This window comes from Providencia alcalifaciens (assembly GCF_915403165.1).
GTDB lineage: Bacteria > Pseudomonadota > Gammaproteobacteria > Enterobacterales > Enterobacteriaceae > Providencia > Providencia alcalifaciens_C.
The window spans coordinates 3,022,257-3,040,526 of sequence record NZ_OU659204.1; the positions used below are offsets into that span (position 1 = coordinate 3,022,257).

At 41.5% G+C, this 18,270-nt stretch carries 17 protein-coding genes; 6 read left to right on the forward strand and 11 right to left on the reverse strand.

Going from position 1 to position 18,270, the window contains the following annotated elements; all coding sequences use genetic code 11:
• The first annotated feature begins 655 nt into the window (after nt 1-655).
• Entirely contained in the window at nt 656-1,213 is a 558-nt protein-coding gene (locus LDO73_RS13765) for a Fic/DOC family protein (protein WP_224058666.1), read from the forward strand.
• Here LDO73_RS13765 and LDO73_RS13770 read toward each other — a convergent pair.
• Nucleotides 1,210-1,374 (reverse strand): hypothetical protein, encoded by a 165-nt coding sequence (locus tag LDO73_RS13770; protein ID WP_224058668.1) that lies wholly within the window; start codon nt 1,372-1,374, stop codon nt 1,210-1,212. The genes LDO73_RS13765 and LDO73_RS13770 overlap by 4 nt on opposite strands.
• 161 nt (nt 1,375-1,535) lie before the next feature.
• On the opposite strand from LDO73_RS13770, the gene LDO73_RS13775 reads away from it, so the two are divergent.
• Genes LDO73_RS13775 through LDO73_RS13785 form a run of 3 tightly spaced genes read left to right on the forward strand, consistent with a single transcriptional unit; the run spans nt 1,536 to nt 6,762 of the window.
• A complete protein-coding gene (locus tag LDO73_RS13775; protein WP_224058670.1) occupies nt 1,536-1,922 on the forward strand; it encodes a hypothetical protein in 387 nt (128 codons plus the stop codon).
• A gap of 14 nt (nt 1,923-1,936) precedes the next feature.
• Complete coding sequence (locus LDO73_RS13780) at nt 1,937-3,847, forward strand: site-specific DNA-methyltransferase (protein ID WP_224058672.1); 1,911 nt, start codon at nt 1,937-1,939, stop codon at nt 3,845-3,847.
• Nucleotides 3,848-3,849: 2 nt separating this feature from the next.
• Entirely contained in the window at nt 3,850-6,762 is a 2,913-nt protein-coding gene (locus LDO73_RS13785; RefSeq protein WP_224058674.1) for a type III restriction-modification system endonuclease, read from the forward strand.
• A gap of 268 nt (nt 6,763-7,030) precedes the next feature.
• Here the strand turns inward: LDO73_RS13785 and LDO73_RS13790 are convergent, their stop codons facing one another.
• On the reverse strand, nt 7,031-7,555 hold the full coding sequence (locus LDO73_RS13790) for a hypothetical protein (protein ID WP_224058677.1): 525 nt from the start codon (nt 7,553-7,555) through the stop codon (nt 7,031-7,033).
• Nucleotides 7,556-7,780: 225 nt separating this feature from the next.
• On the opposite strand from LDO73_RS13790, the gene mutS reads away from it, so the two are divergent.
• On the forward strand, nt 7,781-10,348 hold the full coding sequence (mutS, locus tag LDO73_RS13795) for a DNA mismatch repair protein MutS (RefSeq protein WP_224058680.1): 2,568 nt from the start codon (nt 7,781-7,783) through the stop codon (nt 10,346-10,348).
• A 1-nt stretch (nt 10,349) separates the two neighbouring features.
• Nucleotides 10,350-11,123: a tRNA isopentenyl-2-thiomethyl-A-37 hydroxylase MiaE gene (miaE, locus tag LDO73_RS13800; RefSeq protein WP_224058682.1), complete on the forward strand. Its 774-nt coding sequence runs from the start codon at nt 10,350-10,352 to the stop codon at nt 11,121-11,123.
• Nucleotides 11,124-11,180: 57 nt separating this feature from the next.
• Here the strand turns inward: miaE and rpoS are convergent, their stop codons facing one another.
• The 9 genes from rpoS to cysC all read right to left on the reverse strand — a co-directional run bounded on the left by rpoS (nt 11,181) and on the right by cysC (nt 18,266).
• A complete protein-coding gene (rpoS, locus tag LDO73_RS13805) occupies nt 11,181-12,110 on the reverse strand; it encodes an RNA polymerase sigma factor RpoS (RefSeq protein WP_423810892.1) in 930 nt (309 codons plus the stop codon).
• Between the two features lie 108 nt (nt 12,111-12,218).
• Entirely contained in the window at nt 12,219-13,283 is a 1,065-nt protein-coding gene (gene nlpD, locus LDO73_RS13810; RefSeq protein WP_224058688.1) for a murein hydrolase activator NlpD, read from the reverse strand.
• 215 nt (nt 13,284-13,498) lie between these two features.
• Nucleotides 13,499-14,125 carry a protein-L-isoaspartate(D-aspartate) O-methyltransferase gene (locus LDO73_RS13815; RefSeq protein ID WP_006659377.1) on the reverse strand — a complete coding sequence of 209 codons (627 nt, stop codon included), beginning with the start codon at nt 14,123-14,125 and terminating at the stop codon, nt 13,499-13,501.
• Nucleotides 14,122-14,883: a 5'/3'-nucleotidase SurE gene (surE, locus tag LDO73_RS13820; RefSeq protein ID WP_224058691.1), complete on the reverse strand. Its 762-nt coding sequence runs from the start codon at nt 14,881-14,883 to the stop codon at nt 14,122-14,124. The genes LDO73_RS13815 and surE overlap by 4 nt, the downstream gene beginning before the upstream one ends.
• Nucleotides 14,861-15,910 carry a tRNA pseudouridine(13) synthase TruD gene (gene truD / locus LDO73_RS13825; RefSeq protein WP_224058694.1) on the reverse strand — a complete coding sequence of 350 codons (1,050 nt, stop codon included), beginning with the start codon at nt 15,908-15,910 and terminating at the stop codon, nt 14,861-14,863. Before truD ends, surE begins: the two co-directional genes overlap by 23 nt.
• Nucleotides 15,876-16,388 (reverse strand): 2-C-methyl-D-erythritol 2,4-cyclodiphosphate synthase, encoded by a 513-nt coding sequence (gene ispF / locus LDO73_RS13830; RefSeq protein WP_108478380.1) that lies wholly within the window; start codon nt 16,386-16,388, stop codon nt 15,876-15,878. The genes truD and ispF overlap by 35 nt, the downstream gene beginning before the upstream one ends.
• A gap of 9 nt (nt 16,389-16,397) precedes the next feature.
• Nucleotides 16,398-17,126 (reverse strand): 2-C-methyl-D-erythritol 4-phosphate cytidylyltransferase, encoded by a 729-nt coding sequence (gene ispD, locus LDO73_RS13835; RefSeq protein ID WP_224058695.1) that lies wholly within the window; start codon nt 17,124-17,126, stop codon nt 16,398-16,400.
• Nucleotides 17,127-17,186: 60 nt separating this feature from the next.
• A complete protein-coding gene (gene ftsB / locus LDO73_RS13840) occupies nt 17,187-17,483 on the reverse strand; it encodes a cell division protein FtsB (protein WP_224058697.1) in 297 nt (98 codons plus the stop codon).
• Nucleotides 17,484-17,642: 159 nt separating this feature from the next.
• Nucleotides 17,643-18,266 (reverse strand): adenylyl-sulfate kinase, encoded by a 624-nt coding sequence (gene cysC / locus LDO73_RS13845; protein WP_224058699.1) that lies wholly within the window; start codon nt 18,264-18,266, stop codon nt 17,643-17,645.
• Nucleotides 18,267-18,270: the final 4 nt, after the last annotated feature.

An 18,270-nucleotide genomic window follows, 5' to 3' on the forward strand; every position in this document is an offset into this window, starting at 1 on the left:
AGAAAAGTGACTTCTTTAGTACTAATGTAACCTATAATATAGAGGAATTTATCGTGGAATATTCATACCCAAAGTCGATGTAAGCTGCATATTTTGTTGCCCCCCCACCACGCAATAACATTGCGAGGTAAATTCCCCGTTATTAGCAGTACAAGTTTTCCCTTAACTGGGCTACTATGAGGGTCGCAAACGCCCTTTCAACTTTCCGCGAATTCACCCTAACAACAAGATAAAATAGCGTTTACGCCGAAAGTCAAAAGCCCATAAATACATCAAATATTCAACAAGTTAAAAACATGACAGAAAACCAAAGTTTCGAATCCCATACACCTATGATGCATGGGTGTGTTAGCGTTGAAATATAACGATATTTATTAGTTTTTAAACAAAACCTATAATTTAACCTACACTTAATTAATTTGTTGATTTATAGGTAGTTATTATTTTATTTAACCTAGCCACTGCTTATACTCTAAATAATTCGAGGTGCAGCTAGGCGACAAGTAAATGAGTCGCTAGGAGCATACATAAGTATGTGACTAGTGCGAATGAGCGCAGTCAACAACGCTGCAACTTGAAGTATGACGAGTATAAAATGAATAGATATGATGTATCTAATAGCTAAGGAAAATTTGCTGATGGTTCTGATGAAGAAGTGCTAGCTAACAAGCTAGGGCTTTCAAACATTGATGATATCAATGATGCTGAGCTTGTCCTGTTAGAAAAACTGTATCAAACCATTTTTGAAGAACAATTTCCCACTGAGCAAATTACCGTATCACTTATTCAGCGTTGGCAGCGCCAATGGTTAGGGAATGTTTACGAGTGGGCAGGTCAATTACGCACAGTAAATATTAGCAAAGGTGGCTTTATGTTTGCCCCTGCGGGTCGTATTGCAAAGTTACTTGATCAATTTGAAAAAGAATATCTAGCAAAGTACACGCCTTGCACCAATATGAGCCGAGGACAAGTTATAGAGGCTATTGCCACGGTGCATGTGGAATTAATTCTGATACATCCCTTTAGGGAAGGAAATGGGCGCTTATCGCGTTTACTTGCGGATGTGATGGCAGTACAAGCTGGTTTCCAGCCACTAGATTATGAAAGTTGGACTCAACACCCCGAGCAGTACATTGCAGCAATCCACGCTGGGTTAAACCTTAACTATGAACCCATGAAATATTGGGTTAATGAAGCCTTACAAGAGAATTAAATAGTCAGTTTTAAATACCCAAACTTCTCACGTTTCGCTTTCATTTCTTCTTCAAGACGACGAGACTCCTGCCCTGTTTCAATCGCCGTAGAGGTTGCTATCGAACGAATAAGCTGGGTGCGAGTTGGTTTTGTTGCTTGAATTAATTCATTCTTTTTCATAGTAGTTTCACTTCAAACTGGCGATAGTGCATTTTATCATCGTTGTTTTATATGGCAACATAGATCACTTTTCTAATCAAAAATTTTACAGCAGAACGTCATTTCATTTCCGTCTACTTTGAGCTCTTAGTTCAATTGCCAGATGCGCAATTTTATCTCGGATGGGCATTTCAAGCTATCAACCATTAGAATGGCTTGAAAAGCAAACGTTTATCAATGAAACAATATTTGATATTGTTTCAGTATCACATAACGAGGTTATAACCATGATATCAGATCTTGATGGTGGAATTTTCATCCTTAGCTCGATGGCTAAGGAAAGAGTCAAATCAGGTCTACTTGACAGAGCAACAATAGAAGGCTCTAAAGGCGAGTATACCGTGATTTTTGATGGTTCAGAGTGGGAAGGTAAGCCATTAGTCTTATGCAGCTCCAGACAGCCTTATGAAGCACGAGTCTTCAAAAGTATCGATGGTGCGGCGGCAGAACTACTACGCATAGGTCTAAGTGAAGCTTCAATCAAAAACACCACCAAATCGAAAGCTTAATAATCAGGTTTAAAATGGATATGCAAAAAGAAACGATTTTTTCAGAAGTTGAAACTGCTAACAGTAAGCAAATTGCTGTTTTAAAGGCTAACTTTCCGCAGTGTTTTGATAAAAACGGAGCGTTTATTCAAGAAAAGCTGCTTGAGATCGTCAAATCATCCGATGTTGAACTCTCTAAAGAGTCATACAGCTTAAACTGGCTTGGTAAATCCTATGCCCGGCTGTTGGCTAACTTACCACCAAAATCGTTGATTACCGAAGATAAAGATCATAACCAACGTAAAGAGAATAAGAACAGTCGGAATCTGTTAATAAAGGGGGATAATCTCGAAGTATTAAAGCATATGGTTAATGCTTATTCTGAAAAGGTTAAAATGATTTATATTGATCCTCCATATAACACCGGCTCAGATGGATTTTTATATAACGATGATCGTAATTTTACACCTGAACAGCTTTCTGAACTGGCTGTTATCGACCTTGATGAAGCTAAACGGATCCTCGATTTTACTGTTAAAGGAGCAAGTAGCCACAGTGCGTGGCTAACTTTTATCTATCCTCGACTATATATAGCTCGTGAACTTTTACGTGATGATGGGATAATCTATATCTCCATTGATGATCACGAACATAGCCAACTAAAAATACTGTGTGATGAAATTTTTAGCGAGCAAAATTTTGTTGGAAATATAGTTAGAGCGACAGGTCAGACGACAGGACAGGACAGTGGTGGATTAGGAAATTCATTCGACTATATTTTAGTTTATACAAAATCAAATAATATCGATCTTAGTGGCTTACCGTTAACTGACCATGATCTCAAACGCTTTCAGAATAAGGATGATATGGGCTACTATGCTTATGATCAAATGAGAAAAACAGGAAGTAATGATAAAAGAGAAGATCGTCCTAACATGTATTATTCCGTGCAAGATCCTGACGGTAATGAGGTTTTCCCAATAGCCTCTGCTGGCTATGCAAGTCGTTGGAGATTCAGCAAGGAAACTTATTTACAGCAAGTAAATAACAATATGATTTTATGGAAAAAAACCACTCGTAATGGACAGGAGGTATGGTGGCCATACGTTAAATATTATGTTGAAGGGCGAACTAAACGTCCATCACCTCTATGGACTGAATTAGAAGGTAATAAAAAGGCAGCACGGGATCTTCGCTCATTATTTGATGGGAAAAAAGTCTTTGATTTTCCAAAACCACTTCAAGTAATACAGAATCTGATACATATAGTGCCTAATGCTTCAAAAGATGATCTAATCTTAGATTTCTTTGCCGGGTCGGGTACAACAGCACATGCAGTAATGGCTATGAATGCTAACGACGAAGGTAATAGAAGATTTATTTCTATACAAATCCCAGAACAGACATCTCAAACATCTGAAGCACATGAGTTAGGCTTTAAAAATATCTATGAATTAACAAAAGAACGACTTTCAAGAGCATCCCAAAGAATTAAAAAAGAATACCCTGATTTTAACGGTGATCTAGGATTCAAATCATTTGAAATAGTTGATGATTTCCGGGCTAAAGATGAATCTGAACTAACGCTTTCTAACCATACATTTTTTGATGATGCAGTATTGACTCCTGAACAATATGACACCCTACTGACTACATGGTGCCTGTATGATGGCAGTTTGCTGACAACACCTATTGAAGATGTTGATCTTAATGGTTATAAAGCGCACTTGTGCGATGGTCGTCTGTATCTGATTGCGCCTAACTTTACTAGTAAGGCTTTGAAAGCTTTACTTCAAAAGCTGGATTTAGACAAAGACTTTTCCCCAAACAAAGTAGTGTTTTATGGCAGCAACTTTGAAAGCGCAAAACAGATGGAACTCAATGAAGCACTAAAAAGTTATGCTAATAAAAAATCTATTGATTTAGATTTGGTGGTGAGGAACTAATCATGTCTAAAGGGTTCACTTTCGAAAAGAACTTACCACATCAGAAGGCAGGTGTAGATGCGGTGATGAATGTCTTTGTATCCGCCATACCTAATCAGACTAATAATGTTGCTATCCGTTTGTTAGCTAATCCAGAACTTAGCCTTACTGAACAACAATACTACAACAACATAAAAAATGTTCAGAAGTTCAATGGTATTGAGCATTCAAAAGATAATTACAATGCTAAAAGCAACGTCATTGACATTTCTATGGAGACAGGAACAGGTAAAACCTATACCTACACCAAAACAATTTTTGACCTGAATAAATCATTTGGCATTAACAAATTTATAATTATTGTTCCTACACTATCAATCAAAGCCGGAACAATTAATTTTTTAAAAAGTGATGCTTTAAAAGAACACTTTCGAGATGATTATGAGCGAGAGCTAAAGACTTATGTTGTTGAGAGTCAGAAAAGCTCTGGTAAAAACACAAAATCGTATATGCCCCAAGCTATTCATGATTTTGTTGAAGCAAGTAATTTCAACAAGAAATATATACACATTCTTGTAATCAACTCAGGGATGATTAACTCTAAGTCTTTAACTGACACTTATGATGTTGGCTTGCTTGATAATCAGTTTGATACCCCATTTTCTGCGCTTAGTGCGATAAAACCATTCATTATCATTGATGAGCCTCATAAATTTCCTACGGGTAAAAAGACATGGGAAAATATTGAAAAATTTAATGCTCAATATATTGTTCGTTATGGCGCAACCTTTAGTGAAGGCTATAAGAACTTAGTTTATCGTCTTACAGCCGTGGATGCATTCAATGAAGATCTTGTTAAAGGTATTGATGCATATATTGAAGATATTGTTGGTGATGGTAATGCCAACCTCAAGTTTGTCAAATCTGACGGAAAAGAAGCTACATTTGAACTGAATGAAAACAGCAATAAAAAAACATTTAAGTTAGCCAAAGGTGAATCACTATCTAAAACGCATAGTGCGATCCATGATTTAGCTCTTGATGCTTTAAACAAGAATACAGCCGTGTTGAGTAATGGTATTGAGCTAAAAATTGGTAGCTCGATAAACCCCTATTCTTACGATCAGACACTTGCTGATAACATGATGCGTAAAGCTATCAAAGAACACTTTAAGTTAGAAAAAGAGTATCTGACACAAAGGCCACGCATAAAGCCCCTTACTCTTTTCTTCATTGATGACATTGAAGGCTATCGTGATGGTAATGATATCGCTGGAAGCCTGAAAACTAAGTTCGAAGAATACGTTTTAGCAGAAGCTACTGAACTGTTAAAAACAGAGAAAGATGAGTTTTATAGAAACTACCTTGAAAAAACTGTTAAGGATATATCTTCTGTTCATGGTGGTTATTTTTCAAAAGATAACAGTGATAAAGATGACAAAATTGAGCAGGAAATCAACGAAATCCTTCATGACAAAGAGCTTCTATTATCTTTAAAAAATCCTCGACGTTTCATTTTCTCTAAATGGACGTTGCGTGAGGGATGGGATAACCCAAATGTCTTTCAGATTTGCAAGCTACGTTCAAGCGGCAGCACCACATCAAAACTTCAAGAGGTAGGGCGTGGTTTGCGTCTTCCGGTTAATGAATATATGTGCCGTGTGAAAGACCGCAATTTTACACTCAACTATTATGTTGATTTTACAGAAAAAGATTTTGTCGATTCTCTTGTCAAAGAGGTCAACGATAGCTCTTTCAAAGAAACTGTTCCAAGTAAGTTTACTCAAGAACTTAAAGATAAAATCCTATCTCAGTATCCTGAGCTTTCATCCAGAGCACTCATGAATGAAGTTTTTGATGATGAAATCATTGATGATAATGACAACTTCAAAGATTCTGATTCCTATACACGCTTAAAAGGTAAATACCCAGCGGCATTCCCTACTGGAGTAAAACCAAGCAAAATCAAAAAAGCTACCGATGGGAAAAAACGCACTAAAATGCGTATTGGCAAGTTCAGCGAACTGAAAGAACTATGGGATTTAATCAATCAAAAAGCAGTAATTGAGTATAAAATAAGCAGTGAAAATGAATTTTTATCTATTTTCAAGTCATTTATGCTCGAAGAAACAGATAGATTTACTAAATCAGGCGTGCATACACGCATTGATAGGATCTACATCCATAATGATACGGCAATGTCGAAAAGTATCGTTAGTGATGATGATAACTTTGCTAAACTAAACACAATGAGCTATCGAGAATTTCTTGATAACTTATCACAAACTATTTTTGCTAAACATGGTACTTTGCATAAGGTATTTTGTGATATAAAAGACACTATTAATATTACTGACTATCTGAACATTCAGACAATCAGAAAGATTAAATCCGGCTTTAGCAAGTATTTACTAAATAATTCTTTCAACAAGTTCAGTCTTGGCTATAATCTAATTTCTAGCTCTATTCATCCAACAAAATTCACAACCGTAGATGGTGAACCTCTAAACGAGGTATTATCAAGTGATCTTGGTGTGTTACATGACAATACAAAGCCGCCATTGGATTCTTATCTCTTTGAAGAAGTCTTTTATGACTCAGAGCTTGAACGACTCAACATAACTGATGGAGAAATACAGTCAGTAGCTGTTTTTACAAAGATACCCAAGAATTCCATTAAGATCCCTGTGGCAGGAGGATACACGTATTCCCCTGACTTTGCTTATGTAGTTAAAACTACAAGTGGTGATTATTTAAACTTTATCATTGAAACAAAAAATGTAGACGGAAAAGACAGCTTGCGGCTTGAAGAGAAGCGTAAGATAGAACATGCTCAGGTGCTATTCAATCAGATAAGTCAATCCATTAAAGTTGAATTTAAGACCCAATTCGCTAATGACGAGATATATGAGATAATAAAGAGCACTCTACCATAAATTTGTAGTAAAGGAGGCCTAGCCTCCTTTACTTGGTTGTAAGCATTGAAAATAAACTATGAAATACTAAATCCTACAAGAACACATTTCGATTTACTACTAACAACCATGCTTCAACACTACCTCCAAATACTCGTGCTGCCAATCACCATCAAGCTTATATAAGCTCACAAATCCATCATGTTCTAGCGCACAAACACCGCTGTGTGAGCTTACATAATCATAGACTGCGAGACTTTCTAGCCCTTGAATCATATGGGCGAGTAACTTACGTCACATCACGACGCCATTTCTTCCACTCCCCATTTTTTGTTTTTAGCTTTGTGGTATTGAATGGCTGCCCAACCTCATTCACGACAGAAAGCCCATACCTATTTTTCTTTCCTATTTTTAGATACTCGTCAATGAGTTGATTTATGCTTTCGCATAGCTCTGTTGTTTCTAATTTCCAATGTTCCAGTATTTCTGATACATAATCGTTGGAATAGAGCTTTTGTAGCTTTTTCACCATATTTCCCTTCGCTGACAAACTAACAGAGCCTGCATTAAATATAGTACCGTAGCGGATAGTTTTAACGAGATTATCATCGACCCCTAGCGTATCTTTGATAAAGTTCGTTTCTAATACAGATAGTGAATCAGTGCCAATACCGTATTTCTTGAATTCATGCTCTAAGATAGCTAACTGGCAGCCTTTAATATCATAATTGTACCCGTTAGCTAAACATGCCCATTTCATCTTGCTGGGTAAATATTGAAATCCTGTACCTATTTCAAAAGAACGGCTACCCACTTTGGCTGCTTCAACTCTTGTAACTTAGCTCACCCGCTGCTCAATAACATTGCGAGGTAAATTCCCCGTTATTAGCAGTACAAGTTTTCCCTTAACTGGGCTACTATGAGGGTCGCAAACGCCCTTTCAACTTTCCGCGAATTCACCCTAACAAAAAGATAAAATAGCGTTTACGCCGAAAGTCAAAAGCCCATAAATACATCAAATATTCAACAAGTTAAAAACATGACAGAAAACCAAAGTTTCGAATCCCATACACCAATGATGCAGCAGTACTTAAAACTCAAAGCACAACATCCTGATATTTTGCTGTTTTATCGTATGGGGGATTTTTACGAACTGTTCTTTGATGATGCTAAAAAAGCCTCTCAGTTACTGGATATTTCTCTCACCAAGCGTGGTCAATCTGCCGGTCAACCTATCCCGATGGCGGGTGTTCCTCACCATGCGGCCGAAAACTATTTAGCGCGATTGGTGCAGATGGGCGAATCTGTCGCCATTTGCGAGCAAATTGGTGATCCTGCCACCAGTAAAGGTCCTGTTGAGCGCCAAGTGGTGCGTATTGTGACACCGGGCACCATCACCGATGAAGCATTACTCAATGAACGCCAAGACAACTTACTAGCAGCAGTATGGCAAGAGTCTCAAGGCTATGGTTTTGCAACCTTAGATATCGCATCGGGCCGTTTTATCATCAGTGAAATTGATGATGATGAGTCATTAAAAGCCGAGCTTCAGCGTACCCGCCCAGCGGAATTACTCTATCCTGAAGATTTCGCTAGCATGTCATTGATTGAACTTAATAAAGGCTTACGTCGCCGCCCATTATGGGAATATGAATTAGACACTGCAAAACAGCAATTAAACCTGCAATTTGGCACCAAAGATTTAATCGGATTTGGCGTTGAAAATGCGCACAAAGCCTTACGCGCTGCAGGTTGCTTGCTTCAATATGTGAAAGATACTCAGCGAACTTCGTTGCCACACATTCGTAGCATTATCATGGAAAAACAACAAGATAATGTAATTTTAGATGCAGCAACTCGCCGAAATTTAGAGTTAACCCAAAACCTTGCTGGGGGTACCGAAAATACCCTTGCCGCAATTCTGGACAAGTGTGTCACCCCAATGGGGAGCCGTATGCTAAAACGCTGGCTTCATACCCCATTGCGTAACCTCACCGTATTGAACAACCGCCAGCAAGCCATTGGTGCACTGCAACAATACGGTTTTGAGCTACAGCCGTTCCTTCGCCAAATCGGTGACTTGGAGCGTGTACTCGCTCGTCTCGCATTACGCTCAGCGCGTCCTCGCGACTTAACGCGCATGCGTCATGCATTCCAGCAATATCATGATATTCACCAAATTCTGGCGCAATCAGATTGCGGCTACCTCGGTGCGCTAACGCAACGTATTGGTCAATTCGATGAGCTACAAAGCTTGCTCGAAAAAGCGATTGTTGATGCGCCACCTGTTTTAGTTCGTGATGGCGGCGTCATTGCCCCTGGTTACAACAGCGAACTTGATGAGTGGCGTGCATTGGCCGATGGCGCAACGGATTACCTCGATCGCTTAGAAATTCGTGAGCGTGAAAAACTGGGCATCGATACCCTAAAAGTGGGCTATAACGCGGTACATGGTTACTACATTCAAGTGAGCCGTGGACAAAGCCACCTCACGCCAATTCATTATGTTCGTCGCCAAACGCTGAAAAATGCTGAGCGCTACATTATCCCTGAATTGAAAGAGTATGAAGATAAAGTACTAACATCAAAAGGCAAAGCACTCGCTATCGAAAAAGCCTTGTATGATGAACTGTTTGATATGCTGCTGCCGCATTTAGCCGCGTTACAAACCAGTGCTGAAGCTCTGGCTGAGTTAGATGTCCTATCCACCCTCGCAGAGCGCGCAGATACCCTTGGTTACGCCTGCCCTCAATTAACAGACAAACCCGGCATTCAAATTACAGAAGGTCGCCACCCTGTTGTCGAGCAAGTACTTAGTGAGCCTTTTATTTCTAACCCGCTGTCTCTTTCTCCACAGCGCCGCTTGCTGATCATTACAGGCCCCAATATGGGAGGTAAGAGTACCTATATGCGCCAAACTGCACTGATCACCTTACTGGCTTATATCGGGAGTTTTGTGCCGGCCAGTAAAGCCGTCATTGGGCCAATTGACCGTATATTTACACGCGTCGGAGCCTCTGATGACCTCGCATCTGGGCGTTCAACCTTTATGGTAGAGATGACCGAAACGGCGAATATTCTGCACAATGCCACTGAACACAGCTTAGTGTTAATGGATGAAATTGGCCGCGGCACATCGACCTATGATGGGCTTTCTTTAGCGTGGGCCTGTGCCGAAAACTTAGTTAATCGCATTAAAGCGATGACCTTATTTGCGACTCACTACTTTGAATTAACCACCTTACCGGAAAAACTGGAAGGTGCGGTCAATATTCACCTCGATGCGATTGAACACGGTGATACCATCGCCTTTATGCACAATGTGCAAGATGGCGCAGCGAGCAAGAGTTACGGTTTAGCCGTTGCTTCACTGGCTGGCGTCCCGAAAGAAGTGATCAAACGCGCGAAGCAAAAACTCAAAGAGCTAGAAGTTATCTCCAATAATGCCAATACCAGTCATGTAGATAGTGCTCAACTGAGCTTCTTAGGGACGGTGGAAGAGGAGCCATCCCCAGTATTAGCGGCTTTAGATGAAATCGACCCTGACAAGCTGACTCCACGCCAAGCCCTTGATTGGTTATATCGTTTAAAGGAAATGGATAAGTAGCATGGATGAGTACGCTGAATTATTAGCGCCGATTAAGCAATTTTTGCAGTGTGAAACGCCCGATGCATGGATCCACAAAGCCAGTCAGCCTGAAAATTTGCCGATAATTTTGAAGGATCATCTGCTATGTGAATTAAAAGCGGCGCAAAGTGCCATGTTTTTAATTCGCAAATACGCAGTGGATAAAGAAAGTGCAGCGATTTTATTAGAGTGGTTCAAACCCTATGAAGCCTTTGCATATGACCGCATTGGTGATGTTCACACATTGAAAAATAAGAACCAAATTTCAAAACAGATCCTAGCGAAAAAACAGTCTCCATATAGCCAAGACTTGATTGATAAAATGGTGTTGTTAATCAAGGAGGAACTACACCATTTTTACCAAGTGCTAGAAATTATGCATCAACGGGACATTGCATATGATGGGATCACCGCAGGTCGTTACGCGAAAGGGTTATTCAGTCATTTAGACCCTCATGACCCGAAAACCTTGGTGGATAAGCTCATTATTGGGGCTTATATTGAAGCACGCTCTTGTGAGCGATTTGCCAAATTGGCACCACACTTAGATGAGCAACTGGCCAATTTCTATACCTCATTACTACGTTCAGAAGCGCGCCATTATCAGGATTATCTGCAACTTGCCCAGCTTTTCAGTAAAACCAACATTACGGAACGCGTCCGTTTTTATGGGGAAGTTGAAGCGCAGTTGATTTTAATGCCTGACGATGATTTTAAGTTCCACAGCGGCGTACCAATTAATTCCAGCAACTAAAAAGAAAAGCCCCTGTTTCAACGACAACAGGGGCTTCATGTGTTTTAACACGGCAGATTACATATTAAATAACGCTTCCAGCGTTAAATCTTCGCCTTGTAAAATATCTTTTAAACGTCTTAAACCTTCTACCTGAATTTGACGAACTCTTTCACGAGTGAGCCCAATTTCGCGCCCAACCTCTTCCAGAGTTTCCGCTTCATATCCCAGCAAACCAAAACGACGTGCTAAAACTTCACGCTGCTTCGGATTAAGTTCATATAACCACTTAACGATATTTTCTTTTAAGTTGTTATCTTGGATAGTGTTTTCAGGCCCTGAATCATTATCATCCGATAATACTTCCAGCAGTGACTTCTCAGAATCCCCTGCGATAGGTGTATCAACCGATGTAATTCGCTCATTTAAACGTAGCATTCGGCTGACATCTTCAACAGGTTTATCTAATTTTTCAGCTATCTCTTCAGGACTTGGCTCGTGGTCTAGCTTTTGGGCAAGCTCACGGGCTGTACGAAGGTAAATATTGAGTTCTTTGACGATATGAATCGGTAAACGGATTGTTCGGGTTTGATTCATGATGGCGCGTTCAATCGTTTGACGGATCCACCAAGTCGCATAGGTTGAAAAACGGAAGCCTTTTTCGGGATCAAATTTTTCAACTGCACGAATCAACCCGAGATTTCCTTCTTCGATCAGATCGAGTAAGGCAAGACCTCGGTTGTTATAACGGCGAGATATTTTTACCACTAAGCGAAGGTTGCTTTCTATCATACGCTGACGCGATGCCACATCCCCCCGAAGGGCTCTGCGGGCATAGAAGACTTCTTCCTCTGCGGTGAGGAGTGGAGAGAATCCAATTTCACTGAGATAAATTTGGGTTGCGTCCAAAACACGTTGACTCGCGCTTTGGAGTAAGTCCGTTTCTTCATCCTGCTCGGAAACTAGATCCTCTTCTTTAAATTGACTCTCATCAAATGCGTCATCCATCGCATTTTCATCGAGGTCATTATACGACTCGTTAACTTTCAGCGAACTTTGGCTCATCAGTGACTCCGACCCAAGATAATGAGGACGGAATGTGTCACTCCGCCCAGTTTATCGCTGCGGTAAATAACGCAACGGGTTTACTGATTTTCCCTTATAACGAATTTCAAAATGTAAACGAACAGAACTTGTTCCGGTGCTACCCATAGTGGCTATTTTTTGACCTTCAGCAACATCCTGTTGGTCACGCACAAGTAACGTATCGTTATGTGCGTAGGCACTTAAGTAGTCATCGTTATGTTTTATTATTATGAGATTTCCATATCCGCGCAGTGCATTACCAGCATATACGACTTTACCAGGAGCAGCTGCAATAACAGATTGACCGCGAGAACCAGCAATATCAACACCTTTGTTTCCACCTTGTGCATCAGAGAAGCCTTCAATCATCTTCCCATCTGCTGGCCAACGCCATTTAATTGACGAATTGTTGGTGCTACTTCCAGTTGTTGCTGTTGCAGTCGTAGTGGTTGGGCTCACTGTTGTCGTTGAAACCGTTGAGGCTGGTTTCTTGTTATTCGGCAACATCTTACCTGAATTCTGCCCGCTACTATTTTCAGGATACCCATTAGTTGGTTGAATATCAACCGGGCGTTGTTGACTATTTGACGCCGTTTGTGTGATCGAGTTCACATTTGTATTACCAATATTTATCACCTGACCTACATTTAGGCTGTATGGTTCAGAAATATTGTTTTTTGATGCTAACTCACGGAAATCATTACCCGTTATATAGGCGATATAAAACAGAGTATCACCGCGCTGAACGGTGTAGGTGTTTCCGTTATAACTTCCTTTAGAAATGCGGCCATAGTCTCGGTTATAAACAATACGTCCATCACTGCTGGTTGAAACAGGCCTAGAGGCATTATTTCCCATCGAACTATTAGACGACAAATTAGGTCTGTCTGAAGGCATCGCCGTACTCATTCCAGTATTGGATGGAGGATTCGGCACCGTTCTTGGTGCAGATTGTTGGCTAGATGAACCTCCATCATTCACACTCGAAATCGGTGCTGCGGGATGATAAGGCGTTGAGCATCCTGCTAATAAAGCACCGCTAAATGAAAAGATAACCGCCCATCGAATTCTGTTTATTGGGCTAACAATTTTCATATTTCTTCTCCCGTGAAGAAAAATCTGACCTGATACTAAAGGGTTAGAATGCAATTAATGCTTATTGAATATTAGTATCTTAAAATATTTCGCTTATTAAAGCAGAAATATAAAATAATGGACAAGTTAAATGTATCAAAAGTATAACAAATTGAGATTATCACTTAACAGTTTGAGCGAAATAACCCTTTAATTCAAAATAACTAAAAGGGTTATTAGCTCAAATCACCAGCAACAAGAGGGACAAAACGCACTTTTTCAATCACATTAGTGTGATAGTCATTACCGCGACGGGTAATTAATTTCAGAGCCTGATCTTTGTCACCGACAGGGAGCACTAGGCGTCCGCCATCTTTTAACTGCTTAAGTAACAATGACGGAATTTCGCTAGGGGCGGCGGTAACAATGATCCCATCAAAAGGACCTTTCGATTGCCAGCCTTCCCAGCCATCACCGTGGCGAGTAGAAATATTGTGTAAATCTAACAACTTAAAGCGACGTTTTGCCGTCCACTGCAAGCTTTTGACCCTTTCGACTGAATACACATGCTCACAAAGATGAGCCAAAACCGCCGTTTGATATCCAGACCCTGTACCAATCTCCAGCACATGATCCGTCGGTTTGACTGCCAATAACGCGGTCATTTTTGCAACAATATACGGCTGTGAAATGGTCTGCCCATGACCAATTGGTAATGGGATATTATCGTAGGCTTTATGAGAGAGCGCTTCGTCAACAAACCGTTCGCGAGGAACTAACGCGAGCGCGTCTAATAGGCGCTCATCGTGAATTCCCTGTTGGCGCAACTGTGCCAGCAGTTCTTTCATGAGCCCAATTTTCATTTTGCCTTCACTCCTGACTTATCTAGCCACTCTTCTAATACTGCCTGAGTTTTATAAGACGTTAAATCCACTTGTAACGGCGTTATCGAAACATAGCCATTTTGTACTGCTTCAAAATCCGTGCCCGGCCCTGCATCACGAATTTCCCCAACCGGCCCTAACCAGTACAGCATATTACCGCGAGGGTCTTCCTGATTATAAACTTCAGAGGCAGCATGTCGGCTGCCACAACGGGTTACTTTAATCCCTTTTAGCGCTTCATAAGGGATATCCGGCACATTGATATTTAAAATATTTCCTGCACGTAACGGATTTTTTTGCAGCATGTTAAGGACATCGCACGTCACCTTGGCTGCCGTTTCATAATGCACATCGCCATCCAATGAAACCGCAATAGAAGGTAAACCTAAGTGGCGTCCTTCTGTCGCTGCCGCAACGGTACCAGAATAAATCACATCGTCCCCGAGGTTTGGACCGCAGTTGATTCCAGACACCACAATATCAGGGCGAGGACGCACCACTTTATTCACTCCGATATACACACAATCCGTCGGTGTACCTTCTTGAACAGCGAGATCACCATTACTTAATGTTTGGATTTTTAATGGCCTATCCAGCGTTAATGCGTTTGAAGCACCACTACGGTTGCGATCGGGTGCAATCACTTGCACATGATAATGTTGACGTAAAGCCGCTGCCAGCGTTTGTATCCCGGTCGCCGTTACCCCATCATCGTTACTCAATAATATGTTCAGCATCAATACAATCCTGATTGATAATTTCGCGTACAACACTGGTGGCAAAGCTGCCTGAATTCAGGAAAAAACACAGTTTCACCGTTGACGAGTCTAGCCACTGCCATTGCAGATTTTGCGGCTTAACCAGTACAGCTCGTCTCGCTGGAGAAACTCGCTCACTTTTCATTAGTGCCATAAATGACTGATAATCATGTAGACAGTGAATCTCGAAAGCAAGGGCATCATCTTGGGTGCCCAAATCGCCATCCCCAGGAAGCGGCGCTGTCACACTTAGCTCAGCAGATTGTAAACGCGCTTGCAGAGAGTCTAACTCTTCTGCCGTCGCCACAAACCAGCTACCACGTCCGGTTAATTGCAGTGCATCCCCCAACATCGCGTGTTGCTGTGTATGATTTGCAATTCGCGCACTGGCGATATCATTAAACATAGCACTTCGCGCAGCAGAGAGATAAAAACTGCGTTTATTTCGTTCGCGTACTGTAATTTCTTGATTTGCCCAGCGGCGTGCTTGAACCAAGTTTTGCCCGCCCCGACCAAAACGTTGTTCGCCAAAATAGTTCGGAACACCTAAATCAGCCACTTTTTGTAGACGTTGTTCTACATCATCAGTGTCCGTAATATCCCGCAATGTCACTTCGAATTGATTTCCTTTTAGGGAACCAATACGTAATTTGCGTTTCTGGCGAGTGACCGCTAATACACGGCCCCCTTCAAGCTGCCAAGCCGAAAAATCGGGTGTGTCTTTACCCGGCATTTGCAGACAGAACCACTGCTCCGTCACCGCATGCCTATCTTTTAACCCGGCATAACTGACTGCTCTTGCTGAAATTTTAGCAAATTTTGCCAGTTGCTCCGCAACAAATAATGTATTGCAGCCTGTTTTTTCGACGCGAACCATAACGTGCTCGCCGTCGCCATCAAGCTCAAAACCCAAATCTTCTTTCACCACGAAATCTTCAGGAATACTTTTTAATGTCCCTGAAGAGAGGGGTTTACCATGCAGGTACTGAACATTCATAACTTTCATTACTATTATCTTTGATAAGTAAAACCACAGCAGCGCAAGCAATCCCTTCTTTACGACCCACAAAACCCAATTGTTCCGTGGTGGTTGCTTTCACATTGACATCGTCCATGTGGCATTCGAGATCTTCGGCGATATTCACGCGCATTTGTGGAATATGCGGCAACATTTTTGGTGCTTGCGCCATGATAGTGACGTCAATATTGCCAATTAAATAACCTTTTTTACGGACTTGGCAAAAGGCTTCTCTGAGTAATACTCGGCTATCTGCGCCTTTATAAGCAGGATCAGTATCTGGGAATAATTTCCCGATATCCCCAAGTGCCGCAGCGCCTAAAATGGCATCTGTCAGCGCGTGTAAGACCACATCACCATCCGAATGTGCGATAAGACCTTGTTCGTAAGGAATGCGAACGCCACCAATAACGATAGGGCCTTCACCACCAAACTTATGCACATCAAAACCGTGTCCGATTCTCATTTTTTTTCCTTATGATTTCATTCTTGAAAGATAAAATTCCGCCAGCGCCAAATCCTCTGGTCGCGTCACCTTAAGGTTATCAGCTCGTCCCGATACTAATATCGGTTGATAACCGCAATGCTCTAGTGCGGAAGCCTCATCCGTGATTACTGCATGTTCTTTCAATGCTTTATCTAAACAATCGCGTAGTAATACGAGTGGGAAAAACTGCGGTGTTAAGGCATGCCAGAGCGCTTCTCGCTCAACGGTATGGGAAATACTGCGCGTTCCCTCTGCGCCTCGTTTCATCGTATCCCGAACCGGAGCCGCCAGTATGCCCCCACAACAATCATTCTGGGTTGCTAACTGAACGATGGTATTTAAGTCGTCTAAATGCAGACATGGACGCGCCGCATCATGTACCAATACCCAAGCATCATCATACTCAGGTTGCGAAACCAGATAGTTTAATCCTGATAATACGGAATCTGCACGCGCTTTCCCCCCGATAACCGTGACAACGCGAGGGTCTTTGGCGATATCGAGGTGATGGAAATAATCATCTTCGGCACTTAATGCAACCACGATTTTTTGCACGTCGCCACTACGCAATAAGGCGTCAATGGTGTGTTCAATAATGGTTTTCCCTGCGACCGACAAATATTGTTTTGGGCAATCTGCATTCATACGACTGCCCACTCCCGCCGCGGGGATGAGCGCAACAATCGGTACTGCGCTGGATGTTCTTGGATTTATCATTATTCGAATCTTACATCAGAAATTATCAGGTTCTTGGGTGTGGTCTACCCTACACGATGATTATTGAGATGACGGTGGATTATTACGCTCTTTGACCATTCGATAGAATGATTCCCCAGGTTTTAACATCCCTAGTTCGCTACGTGCGCGTTCTTCAATTGCATCCTGACCATCATTCAAGTCATTGATTTCTGCAAATAGCTGCTCATTACGCTGTTTTAAGCGCGCATTCACAATTTCCTGTGCAGCAACATCATCCTTGACTTTGACATAGTCATGGATGCCATTTTTGCCTAACCATAAGGAATATTGTAACCAAGCTAATATCGCAATTAATAGTAGCGTTAATTTACCCATCTTGCCCCCTGAAATGATTTGCTAATCATCCCATAACTAAGCGCATGACGCTACTGCGATGCAAATATTGTCTAAAAAAGTCAGAATTGTTCGCGCTAGAAGAGATTAAATATCACCCAATTCCCTATAAATGTAGAAAAGGATGATATTTAAGTGAAATCAATTTGCTATAGAAATGACATTTCGCTGTTGCAGCAGTTGAATCACCTGCGCTAAAGAATCATGCATAGGACGCAGACCATCAAGGTGCAGTTCTGGATTTTGTGGTGGTTGATAAGGCGAGTCAATCCCCGTGAAATGGGCGATTTTTCCTGCTCGCGCTTGCTGATATAACCCTTTGGGATCTCGCTTTTCACAGACCTCAATGGGCGTATCCACATACAGCTCATAAAACTGGTCGGGTTCAAACAGTTCGCGAACTCGCTGCCTATCTTCTTGATAGGGAGAAATAAACGCCGTAGCCACAATCAGCCCCGCATCCACCATTAACTTGGCAACTTCGCCAATCCGTCGAATATTTTCCTGCCGATCCGCATCACTAAACCCAAGGTCACGACACAATCCATGGCGAACATTATCCCCATCAAGAAGATAGGTTTTGATCCCCAAGTTCGCCAATTTAGTCTCTATTGCCCCTGCCAACGTGGACTTTCCCGATCCCGATAAGCCCGTCAACCACAGCACCGCACCTTTGTGACCATTGTGCTGCTCTCGCCATTGCCGAGTCACATTATGGGAATGCCAAACAATATTTTCGGGTGGCTGATTTTCCAATGTATCCATAACG